Below are 15,781 nucleotides of genomic sequence, written 5' to 3'. Positions count from 1 at the left end.
CATGGCCACCTCGCTCTTCTCTCCGTCCTGGTATCGGGTGAAGGATCTCAAACCGCGCCTGCGCAGGCATGTCGCGATCCATCGGCACGATTATCGCGGGCGCGTCTGGTTCGTGGTTCAGGATATTGCGACGGGGCGCTTCCATCGCATCTCGCCTGCTGCGTGGCGGCTGGTCGGGCTGATGAACGGCAAGCGCACGATGGACGAGCTGTGGAACACCACCAACGAGCAGCTTGGCGAGAAGGCCCCCACGCAGGACGAGGCGATCCGGCTAATGGGGCAGTTGCACGCGGCCGACGCGCTGATCTGCGACGTGCCGCCCGACGGACGCGAGCTGTTCCGCCGCTATCAACGCCATCAGTCGATGCAGATCAAGCAGAAGATCTGGTCGCCGCTCGCCATCCGCATCCCGATCTGGGACCCGGACGCTTTCCTGACCCGCACCATGCCCTTCGTGCGGCCCTTCTTCACCCGCACCTTCGCGGTGACCTGGGTGCTGGTCGTGCTCGCGGGTTTCATCTTCGCGGCGATCAATTTCGGCGCAATCACCGACAATATCGCGGACCGGGTGCTGACGCCGAAGAACCTCTTCGTGCTGTGGCTGGTCTATCCGGTGGTGAAGGCGTTTCACGAATTGGGCCACGGCTACGCGGTGAAGAAGAACGGCGGCGAAGTCCATGAGATCGGGATCATGCTGCTGGTTCTGGTGCCGGTGCCTTATGTCGATGCCTCCGCGGCCTCGGCGTTGCGTGACAAGTATCAGCGGATGCTGGTCGGTGGCATCGGGATCATGGTGGAGTTGTTCCTCGCTTCGATCGCGCTCTTCGTCTGGCTCAATGCCGAGACCGGCGCGGCCCATGCGGTGGCTTATAACGTGATGCTGATCGGCGGCGTCTCGACGCTTCTGTTCAACGGCAACCCGCTCTTGCGCTTCGACGGCTATTACGTCTTCGCCGATTGGCTGGAAATTCCCAATCTCGGCCAGCGCGCGAACCGCTACTACGCCTATCTCGCGCAGAAATACCTCTTCGGGATGAAGGAGGCGGAGCCCGTCACTTCGCTGCCCGCCGAGAAGCGCTGGTTCCTGTTCTACGGGATCGCCGCCTTCATCTATCGCCTCTTCATCATGTTCGCGATCATTACCTATATCGCTGGCCGCTTCTTCTTCATCGGGGTGCTGCTGGCGGCTTGGGCGATCACGACACAGATCCTCGTGCCCATAGGCAAATCCATGTCCTTTCTGTCTTCCAGCCCGAAACTCCGCTCCAACAGGCCGCGTGCGGTCCTTGTGACAAGCGCGATCCTTGCCGCGCTCTTCGTGATCCTCTTCGTCCTGCCCGCGCCGTATCGATCCGTGGTCAGCGGCGTGACATGGCCCTCAGAGCAGGCGCAGGTGCGCGTCGGCACCAGCGGTTTCGTGACCGAGGTGCCGGTCGCGACCTATGACGCGGTGCAGCCGGGCGAGGTGATGATCAAGCTCGACGATCCGCTGCTAAGCGCGCGGCTCGATGTGCTGGACTCGCAACTGGCGGGGCTGGAGCTGCAGCGTCAGGCGGCGGTGCGCACTGACCGGGTCGAGGCCGAGATGATCGCGGCGGAGATTTCCGCGACCCGCGAGGACCGCAACCGGCTCGCCCAACAGCTCGACGAATTGTCGATCCGCGCGCCGCGCGCGGGTCTGGCCGTGGTGCCCAATGGAGAGGATCTGCAGGGAAGGTTCGCCAAGCGCGGGCAGGTGATCTCCTACGTTCTGACCGAGGAAGACACGGCGGCTCTGCGCGTCGTGGTCGGTCAGGACGATGTCGATCTGGTGCGCAACGCGACGGGCCGCGTCGATGTGATGCCGGTCGAGTATGGCGGGCAGAGCTATCCCGCGACCATCGTGCGCGAAGTGCCCGGCGGCATCCGCGACCTGCCGACGCCCGCGCTGGGGCTGCAGGGCGGCGGCACGGTTCCGGTCGATCCGGGCGACACCAAGGGGCTGCGCACGCTGCAACGGGTCTTCGAGTTCGAGCTGGAGATGGCCCCCGATGCGGCGCTGCCGCTGCTAGGTCGTCGCGTCGAGGTGCGCTTCTCACATGGCACTTTGCCGATCGGATTTCAGGCCTATCGCGCGCTGCGCCAGCTGTTCCTGAGGCTCTACGATGTCTGAGATGCTCGTCCAACGCCCCGGTCTGCTGACCGCCTTCTATCCCGAGCGCGAGGATGAACGCCTCGGCACGCTCGACCGGGTGATGGCAAGCGCGGTGGGGCGGGTGTCGCAATTCTTCTCGATCAAATCGGCGGCGGGCGCGGGCTTTTTGCGCCGTGTCGCGAAAGAGGAAAAGGCGCTGGCGAAGCTGGAGGCGCATGCCTTCAACGCGGCCCGCGTCGAGGTGGCGCAGAAGCTGCGGGTAAAGGGGCTGCGCGCCGATCTGGTGGCCCGCGCCTTCGCCTTGGTGCGTATCCAGTCCGAACGCTCGCTGCAGATGCGCCCCTTCGATGTGCAGCTTCTGGGCGGGCGCGCGATGCTGCGCGGTCGGATCGCCGAGATGGACACAGGCGAAGGCAAGACGCTGACCGCGACGCTGCCTGCCGCGATCATGGCGCTCTCGGGCGTGCCGGTGCATATCGTGACGGTGAACGATTTCCTTGCCGCGCGCGATGCGGAATGGATGGGGCCGCTCTATCGGGCGTTGGGACTCAGTGTCGGCGTTATCATCGAAGGGCTGAGCCCCGAGGAACGTCAGGCGGCCTATGCCTGCGACATTTGTTACTGCACGAACAAGCAGTTGGCCTTCGATTACCTCAAGGACCGGCTGGTGCTGGAAGGCGAGACCCGCGCGCTGCATATGGCGCTGGAGGGGCTATCGAAGACCGATCCGAAACGGCAGAGGCTGCTGATGCGCGGGCTGTGCTACGCGATCGTGGACGAGGCGGATAGCGTGCTGGTCGACGAGGCGCGCACACCGCTGATCATCACGCGCGCGGGCGATCATTCGGGGCTGGAGCAGACCTATCAGCGCGCCGTCGAGATCGGGCGCAAGCTGACCCGGCCGCGCGATTTCACGGTGCGCGAGAAGGAATGGAAGGTCGAACTGACCGATCTGGGCAAGGCGCGGCTGCGCCAGCTCAGCGCGCATTTCGGCGGGGTTTGGGCCACCGAGATCCATCGCGAGGAACTGGCGCGGCAGGCGCTCTCGGCGCTGCATCTCTATCACCGCGACAAGCATTACATCGTCGATGAGGCGGGCGTTCAGATCGTCGACGAATACACAGGCCGCGTGATGTCCGACCGCTCGTGGGAGCGCGGGCTGCATCAGATGATCGAGGTGAAGGAAGGCTGCGAGATCACCGGGCGGCAAGAGACGCTGATCCGGATTTCTTACCAACGCTTTTTCCGCCGCTATCTGACGCTGGCAGGCATGACGGGCACCGCGGCCGAAGTCTCCGGCGAGCTGCGCGCGGTGTACCGGCTGCGCACGAAGCGCATCCCGACCAACCGCCGCTCGCGCCGCAAGAACCTCGGCGAGCGGCATTACGCGACCGCCGATCAGAAATGGCGCGCCGTTCTGGCAGAGGCCAAGCGCGTCCACATGACGGGCCGCCCAATCCTGATCGGCACGCAATCCATCGCCGCCTCGGAAGAGATCAGCGCGCTCCTGACCGAAGAGGGGCTGACGCATCGCGTTCTCAACGCCCGCGAGACCGAGCACGAGGCCCATATCATCGCCGAAGCGGGCGGTCATGGGCGGATCACGGTCGCGACCAACATGGCCGGGCGCGGCACCGACATTCGCATCGATCAGCAGATGCGCGACCTCGGCGGGTTGCATGTCATCGCGACCGGCCGCCACGACGCGCGCCGCATCGACCGCCAGCTGTTCGGGCGCTGCGGACGGCAGGGCGATCCGGGGAGCTTCGTTACCTTCGTGTCGCTCGACGACGACCTGCTGCGGGTCTTCTATGGCACCCGGCTCTCGGGCCTGATCCGCATGTTTTCAGGCGGGAAGGGGCGCGTGCCGTGGCTTATCGGCGCGCCCGTGACCCGGCTTGCGCAACGCGCGACCGAAGCGCGCCATTCCGGCGTGCGCAAGGCGCTTTTGCGCGCCGACGACAATCTCGAAGACCTGCTCGCCTTCAGCGGCAGGGGCAACTGAAAGGGACCACCCATGCGGCTTACTTCCATCACCCTCCTTCTCGCCCTCGGTCCCGGCGCGGCGCTCGCTCAGGATCAGGAGCGCTTCGATTGCCTGATCGATCCGGGGCAGGTGCTCGAGATCGGCTCGGCGGTGGACGGGGTGATCGATCAGGTCTTCGTCTCGCGCGGGGATACGGTGAAGAAGGGCGACCCGATCGCGAAGCTGGAATCCAAGGCCGAAGAGGCGCAGCTGACCTATGCCCGCGAACGCGCGCAGGACGAAGGACCGATCGACATCGCGCGCTCCAAAGTGGCGCTGCTGCAAAAGGCCGCCGACCGTGCGACCGAGATGGGCAAGCGAAACGTGATGGCCGATGCGCAGGTGCAGGAGGCCCAGACCAATGCTGAAGTGGCCCAGTTGGAGCTGCGCTCGGCCCAAATGGACCAACATTTGGCGAAGCTCGATCTGCAAAGGGTGGAGGCGCAGCTGGCGCGGCGTGAAATCCGCTCGCCGATCGACGGGCTGGTGATCACGCGGATGATGGGGCCGGGCGAATACGTCTATTCGCAAGCGCCGATCGCGCAGCTCGCGCAGATCGACCCGCTGCATGTCGAGGTCTTCCTGCCGACGTCGATGTATGATCGCGTCAAGAAGGATCAGGTGTTGAAAGTCTATCCCGCAGCGCCCGTGGGCGGCGAATACGACGCAACAGTGAGCGTCGTCGACAAGGTCTTCGATGCGGCGTCGGACACGTTCGGAGTGCGCCTCGCGCTGCCCAATCCCGAAGGCAAGCTGCCCGCCGGGATCGACTGCACCGTGGGTTTCCCCGCCGAATGAGCGTGACGTGGCCCGGTCAGGACGGGGCCATCACTTAAAGCGTAGGGGCGGCGTTCAGCGCTGGAAGCAGCTTGCTTTCTTGCCGAAACCGGCGGGCGAGCAAATCCATTTGCCCTTACCGATGAACCGGGTCTGCACGACGCGCGGCGTGGCTTGCGCTTTGCTGGTGCGACCGGCGAGCCAGTCAAATTTTGCGCCGCCCTGACCGGCGGTGCTTTTGGCGGAAACACGGATCGGTTTGAGGTCCAGCATGCCAGCTTGTTGCGCATGGGCGCTGCTCAGCGGGGCTGCAAAGATCAGGCCGGCCACGACAAGGCGGGCCGCTTTCACGGATAAAAACGTCATCGGAACTGTAATCCTGTCTGCTCACGTTGCGGTCTGACCCCTCCCGTCTGCGCGGAAGAGGGCCGATTGCGTCCTCGTGCCAGCAGGATTGGTCGATCTCAGCCTACGGGTCAAGTTGGTAGGTGACGTGGCGGGAAGCAGGCGGATTTGTGGCGAAATGCAAAGAGGCTGCGCGAGAGAAATTCCCGCGCAGCTTCAATGTCTTGTCTAGCAGTGGTGTTGTAGGCGAAAAATCGCCACTACCTATGGTGGCTCAGGTCAGAACTTGGTTCTTGATTCGCCAATCCGGCGCGCCGAAGCCTTCGGGCCACGGGTAAACCTCGCGCTGGTTGAAGTAACTGACACCGACGAGGCTCGGATAGTCGGGCAATTCCTGACGCACCCGGTCGCGCCACATCGAGACGTAGGACTGGTTCCCGACATAGCCGAGCTCGGCCACCGCAACCGGTTTGCCATAGGTGGCAGCCCGCGCGTAGCGGGGCGCGAAGATGTCGTCGAAGGTCTGATCGCGGCCGAACTTGGCCTGGTCCCAAGCCTGCAGCCCGAAGACGGTGAGGCCCACGATGTCGGCGTAATCGTCACCCGGGTAATAGTCGCCCATGTTCTCGTCGCCCAGCGGCGACCACATCAGGTTGATCTTCGGCGCCCGGTCGCGGGCGACATCGGTCATCCGGCGATAGGCCGCGATGTAGTCGTCGGGGTTCCAGTCCGACCAGATGAACTGGCCGGATTTATCGTCCATCTCATGGGCGAAGCGCAGCGTGACCGGGCTTTGCAGCGTCGCCAGCACATCGGCCACCGCGATCATGTTGGCGTCGTATTCGCCCCGCTCGATGCCGCGGCGCAGATATTGCGCCGTGTTGCGCTCCGAGCGCGACCATGTCCAGGGCTCCAGTGTCACCAGAAGCGCGCGGTTTCGTTCGAGCGCGTAGCTGTCGGCATCGTTCAGCGAGGGAAGGAAAACGTCCTCCCAGGGCAGGAACAGGTGCTCGATCACCACGCCTGAAAGATCCGCAAAGTCACCATCGGGATCATAGACCCCGAACGGCAAGGAGCCGGGCGGCACGCTGACATCCGCAGCGAACGCCGGCCGCGCCGATACTGTCAGTCCCAACGCCGCGGCACCGGCCATCATCTCGCGACGGGTCATCAAATCATTAGCCATGTCAGTCTCCTCCTTTTCAGTGCAAAGCCCCGTCACTTCCAGCTCGGTTTGACGTGGAACTTCGCTTGTCCCGGAGCGCCCATGCCGGCCCCCGAGACGATGTATTCGACCTTTGCGAGCTGAACCGATTTCAGCCCGATCATGAGCGCGTAGACGCTTTCGCCGCCGCGGAGCCAAAGGGCTCCGAAACTGAGCGAGACGATGACGCTCAGCGTGCCCATCTGAACCGCCATATCGCGGGGCCAGCCACGCCAATCGATCTGAACGCGGCGCGCGCGCGCGCCGAAGATCACGCTGAGCAAGACGAAATAGAACGCGGCGTTGAACATGGAGAGGAGGTAAAACCCGCGCGCCTCGATGACGTTGTCCACCAGAAGAACCGGCAGCAAGGCCCCCAGGGCCAGTCCACCGTAAACTGCGATGATCCGCTCCGGCAGCATCGTCGAGGCCGCTTCGCCTTTCGGTGTGATCCGAAAATCGACGAATTTTCCCGACAGCCTGTCATAGACGGCCATGACGCATCCCCAGAGCACCCAAGGCCATTGCATCATCACGAAGAGTGCTTTCTCCCATGCGATGATCTTGGCGTCGTGCGGACGGAAGAACTGATCGCGCCGCAGCATGAAGGCGAATATCAGCGTCACCGTGCCTGCGGGCAGCACATGTCCGATAAAGGCGGGATAGGTCACATCGGCAAAGCGCATGTCGAAGCTGATGGCGATGATCGGAGCGACATACATCATCGACATCGAGAGCGCGAAGAAGACATACCAGCTCTGGCAGAGAACGAAGAGGAACTTCAGCCGCCACGGCATCTTGCCGACATAGTCCGGCATGTAGCGCAGAAGCAGGCTCAGCAGCGAGCGCGACCACTGGAACTCCTGCGTGATCAGGTCGGTCACAGTCGCCGGGCCATCGCCGATCGCAATCGCATCTATCGCGTGAACGCCGCGCCAGCCGGCCGCGTTCATCAGGAGCGTGGTCGAGTGATCCTCGGCAAGCTCGGGACCAAGACCGCCAGCTTCCTTCAGCGCGGAGGTGCGCACAGCGTAATGAGAGCCGATGCACATCGGCGCGAATACTGCAGTGTAGCCCGCTTGAAAAACTCCGTGGAAGGCCGCTTCGAAATAAAGCCGCGTGCGCGCGGCCCAGCTTTCCTTGGCATTGGACGCACAGATCGACGGCGCACTGACATAGCCCACCGCATCATCGGCGAAGGGGCGCAGCATCTCGCGCAGGTATCCCGGTTGCGGGACGTGGTCGGCGTCCAGCTGGCTTACGATGTCATAATCGCGATAGCCCCAATGGTCGTAGAAATAGGCGAGGTTTCCTTCCTTGCAGCGCGTCCGGCGCGGCCATTCCTGCCGATGGTAGTCCGCGATGCCGTGGCGGCTGGAGATCTTCACCCCGTGGATATTGCACCATGCGCGCGTCTCGGGCGAGGGCGCCTCGTCGGCGAGCCACGTGTCATGCGGATAGTCCTGCGCGAGCATCGCCTCCAATGTCCGACGAACGACCGAAAAGGGTTCGGATGGAGTTTTCGTCGTGATCATCGCGACGCGCCACCGACCCGGCTCCGGAAGGGGCGAGGAGGGGCGGACCGCCTGCAGGAAGATCACGAAGAAGTAGATCTGCATTGCCAGAAGCCAGATCAGCACACCCGTGAGTATCAAATAGGGAACCGTCGCAAGGATATGCGACGGTGTCAGCCACCAGCTCCAGAAATAGACCGTCGCGAGCATCCACAGCGCAAACAGCACTCGATAGCGCAGTGCCTGCCTCGGTGTGAGGATGGGCGCGAGGTGTCCGGCCTCGATCGCAGCGCGTATGTCGGGGCGCTGGATCATTCGGCGGCCGTTGCGGTTATCGGGGCGGTTGCGGTTTCAACGCCCGCTATCTCCGCCCGGAAATAGGCGATGGTCGGCACGAGGCCGCTGCGCAGCGCGATCTCCGGACGCCAGCCCAGACGGGTCTCGGCGCGGGTGATGTCGGGGCAGCGTTGCATCGGATCGTCGAGCGGCAGATCCGAGACGACGAGCGGCGCCCGGCTCTCGCACATGTCGCGCACGATATGGGCCAGCTCGGCAATCGTGTATTCGCCCGGATTGCCCAGATTGACCGGATCGTGCCCGACCGTCTCGCTTTCCATCAGTGCGACCAGACCGCTGATCAGGTCGTCGACATAGCACAGCGAGCGCGTCTGCGTGCCGCCGCCATAGAGTTCGAGCGGCACGCCGCGGATCGCCCGCGTCACGAAATTCGAGATCACGCGACCATCCTCGGGGTCCATCCGGGGGCCGTAGGTGTTGAAGATCCGTGCGATGCGGGTGTCGATGCCGCGAATGGCCTGAAGGTCATGGAACAGCGTCTCTGCCGCGCGTTTACCCTCGTCATAGCACGAGCGCGGGCCGGTGGTGTTCACCCGGCCGCGATAGTCTTCGCGCTGGGGCGAAATCTCGGGGTCGCCGTAGACCTCGGAGGTCGAGGCTTGCAGGATGCGCGCGCCGGTCCGCTCGGCGAGGCTGAGCAGGTTCAGCGACCCGGCGATGCAGGTCTGGAACGTGTGCAGCGGATCGAGCTGATATTTCGGCGGCGAGGCCGCGCAGGCGAGATTGTAGATCCGGTCGACCTCGCCACCGATCTGCAGCGGCGCGATGATGTCATGTTTCTGGAACGTGAAATCGCGATGCCCCATCAGATGAGCGATGTTCTGGGTCCGCCCGGTCAGCAGGTTGTCGATGCAGATCACCGAGTGACCGGCCTCGATCAGCCGGTCGCATAGGTGCGATCCCAGGAATCCGGCCCCTCCGGCAACCAGGCAGCGCAACTGCCCCTTATGCCGGCGCGGCGGCGCCCAAGAGATATCTCTCGTCTCGAAACGTGGCAGATGCGTCATGTTCTCCCCCCACAGAAGAACGGCAACGACTGCCCAGTCCGGTTTGAGGTCAACTTAATCGCTCTGGGCCGGACCAGGCCCGTCGATCCCGATTACAGATATTTCAAAAGCGTAGGGGGCGATTTTCGGGCCGATCAAGCGAAAGCAAAGCATTTCGACCGAAATTCGGAAGGCCGAAAAAAATCGACCTTCCGATAGATGAAGTTTGCACGCTAAGGTTGAGTGGGGCGCTGCCGGTTCGACTTCTCGTCTTCGCGCCTATCCCTTGATTCGACTTGGACAATCGAGCCGAGAGAAGGGCAAAAGCGCCTTTTCTCAAAGGTCGGAAAGGCCCGCCGTCAGGTTGTGCAGGCGCCGGGTCTTCTCAAGCAGGTCTTGCGCTTCGTCCTCGGAGAAGGGGGCGCTGGATCGTGTGAACCCCGAAATCGAGCGCGAGCCGTTCTCCAGCACTGCGCAGGTCAGGCCATTATAAAGTCCGTGGGATTTCGCACCTTTCAGAACCCCCTTGGGGTCATCGAGATCGTCCCACCGCACGATACCCACATGCTGCAAGCCCCACAGGACGACAGGGTCGTCCATCATCATGCCCTTTTCGCTATATTCGTCGATCCACGGCTCGGGATATGTGCGATAAAGGATGTTCGGGCGGGTGAAGCGGATATGCAGGGCAAATGCGAAACCGGTGTCGCAGGTTTGCCCGAGGTCCTCTAGCAGGCTGGCGATTTCCTTGCGGTTTGCTGTTTCCATCACGGGAATTCGTCTTTAGGTTGTTGGTACAAGGCTGCAGCGACGCGTGCGACGGTAGGCTGCGACCGCAGTGAGTGCAAGTGAATTGACCATCAGAATATGGAACTGAGGGATTGCGAAAAGCGATTGAATGAAATCGCCCCGGCCGGGTTTTACCTCGCGCTCAGGGTTGGATATGCATTTCCCGAAGCCGAACTCAACCGTTTGAACAGCGACTGGGTCGACATGTACACCCAGCATGGACTGGTCGTGCAGGACCCTTCGATGCACTGGGTCTACCACAATGTCGGGTATGTGCGCTGGGTCGACCTGAAGGATGATCCCCGAGACGTCGTCGGCATGGCTCGACGGATGGGGCTGACCTACGCCGCCACGATCTCTTACAACACGCCAAGCGATGCCGGGCGCCGCAGCCACGCGGTCTTGTTCCGGTCGGATCGCGATTTCACCGATGCCGAGCTTCATGAAGCTTTCGATATGCTCAAGGCCTTGCATGTCGACGCCTCGCAACGCTCGCTCACGGATGCCGAAATCGAGGCGATCCGCTTCCGCGCCGACGGGCTCTTGATCAAACAGATCGCCGCGGAACTCGCAATTTCCGAAAGCGGCGTGAAAGCGCGGCTGTCTTCTGCGAGCCGAAAACTGGGGGCGCGAAATGCGATTGAAATGCTCGCAATCGCGACTTCAAGGCGACTGATCTAGGTTTATACAACCTAAAAGAGTGAATTTTTCACAAATTCGTGGTTTCGATGGAGCTATCCAGAAGGAGGCTCCAATGCAAAACTGCACTTTCGAATTCTCGCAACTTCACCGCTTCGGCACCGCTTTTTACGACTTCCTGCGCCTGCGCAAGGAGGTCTTCGTCGACACGCTCGGTTGGGACGTGCCGCATAATGACGAAGTAGAAATGGATCAATACGATACGCCTCTGGCGCATTACTCGCTCGTGCTGAAAGACGGGCAGGTGGTGGGCGGGGCAAGGGTCATGTCGACCGCGGCGATCTGGGGCGGCAATACCTACATGCTGCGCGACGCGCATCTGGGGAAACTGCCGCATATCCCGCCGGAAATCCTGCCGACCGAAATCGCGAGCGAGAGGGTCTGGGAATGCACGCGGCTCGTGATTTCCGACGCGCTCACCACGCAGGCGGAACGCTCGACCTGTCTGCGGCTCATCGTCGACGGGCTGGTGGAGCGCGCGAAGGAGCGCGGCGCGGACGAGTTGATCTGCCTCTCCTCGCTCGCCCTGATGCGCGCGCTGCGCCAGCTTGGCTACGATGTGAGCCGGATGGGCCCGACCTATCGCAACGACGAGGATGGGCGCCAATACGCGGCGCTGCGGATGCCTGCGGAATATTCCACGCAGCGGCGTCGTGAAATGGCCGAAGCCTGTGTGATCGCAGCTCAGTCGGCCCCGCGCCAGTTGCACACCGCCGCCTGATCTAGGGCAGCCTGTTCCGGGGCCGCCTGATCCGGGCTCCGATAGAAAAAGGGCGCGCCCATCGTCCGGGCGCGCCCTTAGCTTTCGGCGTCGGTCGCGCGCTCAGCGCACGACGAAGACGCAGCAATTCGAGTGTCGCACGACCCGCGCGGCGTTCGGCCCGAGCAGGTAATCGCTGAGATCGGGGCGGTGCGCCCCGAGCACGATCATGTCCGCGCCGTCCTTTTCGGCCAGCGACAGGATCTCGTGATAGGCGGTGCCGACGCCCACGATGTGGCGCACCTTCGCGTTCACCTCGGGGCCGACCACCTCAGCGACGAAGTCATGCAGCAGTTCGCGCGCATGCTCCTTCGCCTTCGCGGTGTGATCGTCCGAGAAGAAGGCCCCGACCACCGCCGAGCCGTAATCGGGCACCACGGTGATCACGTCGAGCTGGGCGTCTTCCATCTTGGCCAGCCGCGCCGCCCATTCGAGCACTTTGCGCTCTGTCTTGGGGCGGTTCATGTCGATCGCGCAGAGAATGGTATTGGTCATGCCGGTTCTCCTTCAGCAAAGGCTGCGTCATCGTCTTCCTTGCGCCGATTTTGCAGGAAAGCGATGAGCGCGAGAAGGGCGAAGGCGGGGATGAACATCAGCTCTTTCGGAAGCTGATCGTTCGGCACCTTCACGTTGGACAGGGTGACGGGATTGTCGCCGTAGAAGTCGAAGCCCTGCAGTTTGGTCTGCAGCTCCGTGCCGAACATCGGCTCGTCCGCGACCATCTTGCCGTCCGTCTCGGTGAAGCTCAGGCCGAGCTTGTCGAGCCGGTCCTGACCCGTCGCGCCCTCGGGCACCTTGACCAGCACGGTCATATCCTTCGGATCGCCCGTTGTGTAATCGGGCCCCGAGAAGACCAGCCGCAATTCGCGACCGACCGGCGCCTTGTCGAGACGCTGCGTGATATTGGCAGGCGGCACCTCGTTATAGGGCGGCTCGATCATGTTCATGAAATAGCCGGGACGGAACAGGGTGAACGCGATCAGAAGCAGCGCCACCGTCTCCCAGATCTTCGAACGGGTGATGAACCAGCCCATCGTGCCTGCGGTGAAGACGAGGATACCGATCGTCGCCACGATGAAGACGAAGATCGCCTGATACCAGGTCACGTCGATCAGCAGCAGGTCGGTGTTGAAGATGAACACGAAGGGCAGGGCGACCGTGCGCAGCGAATAGAAGAAGGCGGTGAAACCCGTCTTGATCGCATCGCCGCCAGAGACCGCCGCCGCCGCGAAACTCGCCAGCCCCACAGGTGGTGTCACATCGGCCATGATCCCGAAGTAGAACACGAACAGGTGCACCGCGATCAGCGGCACCACGAGGCCCGATTGCGCGCCCAGATGGACGACCACGCCCACCATCAGCGAGCTGACGACGATGTAGTTCGCCGTGGTCGGCAGGCCCATCCCGAGGATCAGCGACAGGATCGCCACGAAGATCAGCATCAGGATCAGGTTGCCGCCCGAGAGGAACTCGACGAAATCGGCCATCACCTGACCGATCCCGGTCAGCGAGACGGTGCCCACGATGATCCCGGCAGTTGCCGTGGCCAGACCGATCCCGATCATGTTGCGCGCGCCGTCGATCATGCCGCCGATCAGGTCGAGAACGCCTTCACGGAAGCGGCTCATGGGCGCACTCTCGCCACGGAACATCGCCTTGAGCGGTTTCTGCGTGAGCAGGATGAAGAACAGCAGGAACGAGGCCCAGAAGGCCGACAGGCCCGGCGATTTGCGCTCGATCATCAGGAAATAGACCAGCACGACGATCGGCAGCAGGTAGTAGAGGCCCGCCTTGTAGATGTCCTTGATCTCGGGAAGCTTCACGATCTCCGAATTCGGATCGTCCGGCTCCAGATCGGGCGCTTTCGCGGCGACCCAGACGAGGCCGAGATAGACCACGACGACGAGCAGGGCGAGAACCCAGGCCGCGCCCTCGGGCACCATCGAGGTGATGAGGCGCACCGGGAATTGGGTGGCGTAGCACAGAGCCGCGAAGCCCGCGAAGAAGGCGAACATGCCAAAGGCCGTACGCCAGACCGAGACCACGCGGTCGCCGATCGTCGGCATCCGGTTCTTCACCGCCTCCAGATGCACGATGTAGAACAGTGCGATGTAGGAGATGATCGCCGGGATGAAGGCGTGTTTGATGACCTCCAGATAGGAGATGCCGACATATTCCACCATCAGGAAGGCGGCGGCCCCCATCACCGGGGGCATGATCTGGCCGTTGACCGAAGAGGCCACTTCGACCGAACCCGCCTTCTCAGCCGAGAAGCCCACGCGCTTCATCAGCGGAATGGTGAAGGTGCCGGTGGTGACGACGTTCGCGATCGACGAGCCCGAGATCAGGCCGGTCGCGGCAGAGCCCACGACGGCGGCTTTTGCCGGGCCACCGCGCAGGTGGCCGAGCGCGCCGAAGGCCATCTGGATGAAGTAGTTGCCCGCGCCGGCCTTCTCCAAGAGCGCGCCGAACAGCACGAAGAGGAAGACGAACTTGGTCGAGACGCCAAGCGCGATGCCGAACACGCCCTCGGAGGTGATCCACATATGCGACATGGCCTTGCGCAGGCTCGCGCCGGCCCAGCGGATCTGTTCGGGGAAGAACTCCGAAGAGCCGAAGAAGACGTAGCACAGGAACACGATCGCCAGCAGGACCATGATGGGCCCGAGCGTGCGATAGGCTGCGATGAAGAGGAAGATTATGCCGAGGACGGAGATATAGGCGTCCTGCATATCCGCGAGCCCGCCATTGTCGACGATCTTCTGGTAGAAGAAATAGCCGTACATCGAGAGCAGCGCACCGCCGACCGCGAGGATCCAGTCATACCACGGCACATGGTCCTTGGGTGAAGATTTGAACAGCGGATAGGCCATCGCCGAGAGGAAGATGGCATAGGCCAGATGGATCTGGCGGGCGTTGTTGATCAGGTCGCCCGGCAGCACATAGGGCCCGATGGGCGAGGCCAGAAGCACCTGAAAGATCGACCAGCTCAGCGCCACCACGGCGACCATGAGCCCGACCCAACCCTTGGGGCTGCGCGCCCCGCTGTCAGAAGCCTGCACGAGCTCCTGTAATTCCTGTTCGTTCAAGGCGCGATTTTCCGCCATCGTTCCCCCTAGCGGCCCTCAGGGCCGTCCGCCTGTTCCGGCATGATCTTAAAGCTGAAACTAAAAAAGGCGGGCACGCAAGCGCGCCCGCCCAGTTATACGCAGGGCTTATTTAATCCAGCCCTGCTCCTTATAGTACTTCAGAGCGCCCGGATGGATCGGAGCGGAGATGCCCTTGGTGACCATCTCTTCTGGCGTCAGATGCGCGAAGGCCGGGTGCAGCTTCTTGAACTCGTCGAAGTTGTCGAAGACCGACTTCACGAGAGCGTAGACGACATCATCGGGCTCATCCGCCGAGGTCACGAGGGTCGCGCGCACACCGAAGGTCTGCGTGTCGTCGGGGTTGCCGCGATACATGCCGCCCGGAATGGTGGCTTTCGCGTAGTAGGGGTTGTCGGCGACCAGCTTGTCGACCGCGTCACCCGTGACGTTCACGAGGGTCGCGTCGCACGAGGTGGTGGCTTCCTGGATCGAACCCGAAGGGTGACCCACGGTGTAGACCATCGCGTCGATCTGGTTGTCGCAGAGCGCTTTCGACTGCTCGGCAGCCTTCAGCTCGGTTGCGAGCGCGAAGTCCGAGGTTTTCCAGCCCATCGCGTCCATCAGCACTTCCATGGTGCCGCGCTGACCCGAACCGGGGTTGCCGATGTTCACGCGCTTGCCCTTGAGGTCGGCGAAGTTCTTGATGCCGCTATCGGCACGCGCGACGACGGTGAAGGGCTCGGGGTGGATCGAGAACACCGCGCGCAGCTTCTCGAACGGACCCTGATCGGAGAACTTCGAGTCGCCCTTGTAGGCGTGGTACTGCCAGTCCGACTGGGCGATGCCGAAGTCCAGCTCGCCCGAACGGATGGTGTTGATGTTGTAGACCGAACCGCCGGTGGATTCGACCGAGCAACGCACGCCGGTTTCCTTGTGGCTCTTGTTCATTAGGCGGCAGATCGCGCCACCGGTCGGGTAGTAAACGCCGGTCACACCGCCGGTCCCGATGGTGATGAAGGTCTCGTCGGCTGCGTTCGCCGCGGGCGCGAACAGCGCACCGGCGACGGCCGCGATGGCCCCGAGTTTGAAGAACTTTTTCAT

At 62.9% G+C, this 15,781-nt stretch carries 13 protein-coding genes; 5 read left to right on the top strand and 8 right to left on the bottom strand.

Annotated elements, in window-relative coordinates; all coding sequences use genetic code 11:
• Position 1: 1 nt before the first annotated feature.
• Genes BMI89_RS00320 through BMI89_RS00310 form a run of 3 tightly spaced genes read left to right on the top strand, consistent with a single transcriptional unit; the run spans position 2 to position 4,958 of the window.
• Positions 2 to 2,152 carry a hypothetical protein gene (locus BMI89_RS00320; RefSeq protein WP_078569385.1) on the top strand — a complete coding sequence of 717 codons (2,151 nt, stop codon included), beginning with the start codon at positions 2 to 4 and terminating at the stop codon, positions 2,150 to 2,152.
• Positions 2,145 to 4,139, top strand: a complete 1,995-nt coding sequence (locus BMI89_RS00315; protein ID WP_078569384.1) for a preprotein translocase subunit SecA — start codon at positions 2,145 to 2,147, stop codon at positions 4,137 to 4,139. The genes BMI89_RS00320 and BMI89_RS00315 overlap by 8 nt, the downstream gene beginning before the upstream one ends.
• A 12-nt stretch (positions 4,140 to 4,151) precedes the next feature.
• The gene (locus tag BMI89_RS00310; RefSeq protein ID WP_078569383.1) at positions 4,152 to 4,958 is read left to right on the top strand and encodes an efflux RND transporter periplasmic adaptor subunit; all 807 of its coding nucleotides are present in this window, start codon (positions 4,152 to 4,154) and stop codon (positions 4,956 to 4,958) included.
• A 54-nt stretch (positions 4,959 to 5,012) separates the two neighbouring features.
• Here the strand turns inward: BMI89_RS00310 and BMI89_RS00305 are convergent, their stop codons facing one another.
• From BMI89_RS00305 to BMI89_RS00285, 5 genes are all read right to left on the bottom strand, one after another.
• The gene (locus tag BMI89_RS00305) at positions 5,013 to 5,288 is read right to left on the bottom strand and encodes a hypothetical protein (protein ID WP_143593777.1); all 276 of its coding nucleotides are present in this window, start codon (positions 5,286 to 5,288) and stop codon (positions 5,013 to 5,015) included.
• A 268-nt stretch (positions 5,289 to 5,556) separates the two neighbouring features.
• Positions 5,557 to 6,468 (bottom strand): glycosyl hydrolase, encoded by a 912-nt coding sequence (locus BMI89_RS00300; RefSeq protein WP_108722301.1) that lies wholly within the window; start codon positions 6,466 to 6,468, stop codon positions 5,557 to 5,559.
• A 32-nt stretch (positions 6,469 to 6,500) separates the two neighbouring features.
• Complete coding sequence (locus tag BMI89_RS00295) at positions 6,501 to 8,210, bottom strand: glycosyltransferase (protein ID WP_246831957.1); 1,710 nt, start codon at positions 8,208 to 8,210, stop codon at positions 6,501 to 6,503.
• A gap of 101 nt (positions 8,211 to 8,311) precedes the next feature.
• Positions 8,312 to 9,286 (bottom strand): UDP-glucuronic acid decarboxylase family protein, encoded by a 975-nt coding sequence (locus BMI89_RS00290; RefSeq protein WP_246831956.1) that lies wholly within the window; start codon positions 9,284 to 9,286, stop codon positions 8,312 to 8,314.
• Positions 9,287 to 9,679: 393 nt separating this feature from the next.
• Positions 9,680 to 10,111, bottom strand: a complete 432-nt coding sequence (locus BMI89_RS00285) for an autoinducer binding domain-containing protein (RefSeq protein WP_078539643.1) — start codon at positions 10,109 to 10,111, stop codon at positions 9,680 to 9,682.
• A gap of 126 nt (positions 10,112 to 10,237) precedes the next feature.
• Between BMI89_RS00285 and BMI89_RS00280 the strand changes: the two genes are divergently transcribed.
• Both BMI89_RS00280 and BMI89_RS00275 read left to right on the top strand, forming a co-directional pair.
• Positions 10,238 to 10,813: a LuxR C-terminal-related transcriptional regulator gene (locus BMI89_RS00280; RefSeq protein ID WP_168173940.1), complete on the top strand. Its 576-nt coding sequence runs from the start codon at positions 10,238 to 10,240 to the stop codon at positions 10,811 to 10,813.
• A 73-nt stretch (positions 10,814 to 10,886) separates the two neighbouring features.
• Positions 10,887 to 11,552, top strand: coding sequence for an acyl-homoserine-lactone synthase (locus tag BMI89_RS00275; RefSeq protein WP_078546415.1), 666 nt, complete (start codon positions 10,887 to 10,889; stop codon positions 11,550 to 11,552).
• A 102-nt stretch (positions 11,553 to 11,654) separates the two neighbouring features.
• On the opposite strand, the gene BMI89_RS00270 is transcribed toward BMI89_RS00275, so the two are convergent.
• From BMI89_RS00270 to BMI89_RS00260, 3 genes are all read right to left on the bottom strand, one after another.
• Complete coding sequence (locus BMI89_RS00270; RefSeq protein ID WP_075776036.1) at positions 11,655 to 12,086, bottom strand: universal stress protein; 432 nt, start codon at positions 12,084 to 12,086, stop codon at positions 11,655 to 11,657.
• Complete coding sequence (locus BMI89_RS00265; RefSeq protein WP_108722302.1) at positions 12,083 to 14,698, bottom strand: TRAP transporter permease; 2,616 nt, start codon at positions 14,696 to 14,698, stop codon at positions 12,083 to 12,085. Before BMI89_RS00265 ends, BMI89_RS00270 begins: the two co-directional genes overlap by 4 nt.
• Before the next feature lie 108 nt (positions 14,699 to 14,806).
• On the bottom strand, positions 14,807 to 15,781 hold the full coding sequence (locus tag BMI89_RS00260) for a TAXI family TRAP transporter solute-binding subunit (protein ID WP_078519556.1): 975 nt from the start codon (positions 15,779 to 15,781) through the stop codon (positions 14,807 to 14,809).

The organism is Thioclava sp. F36-7, assembly GCF_002020075.1.
GTDB classification, from domain to species: domain Bacteria; phylum Pseudomonadota; class Alphaproteobacteria; order Rhodobacterales; family Rhodobacteraceae; genus Thioclava; species Thioclava sediminum.
Note: the sequence above shows the minus strand (reverse complement) of the source record. Positions and strands in the feature narration are given on the sequence as shown.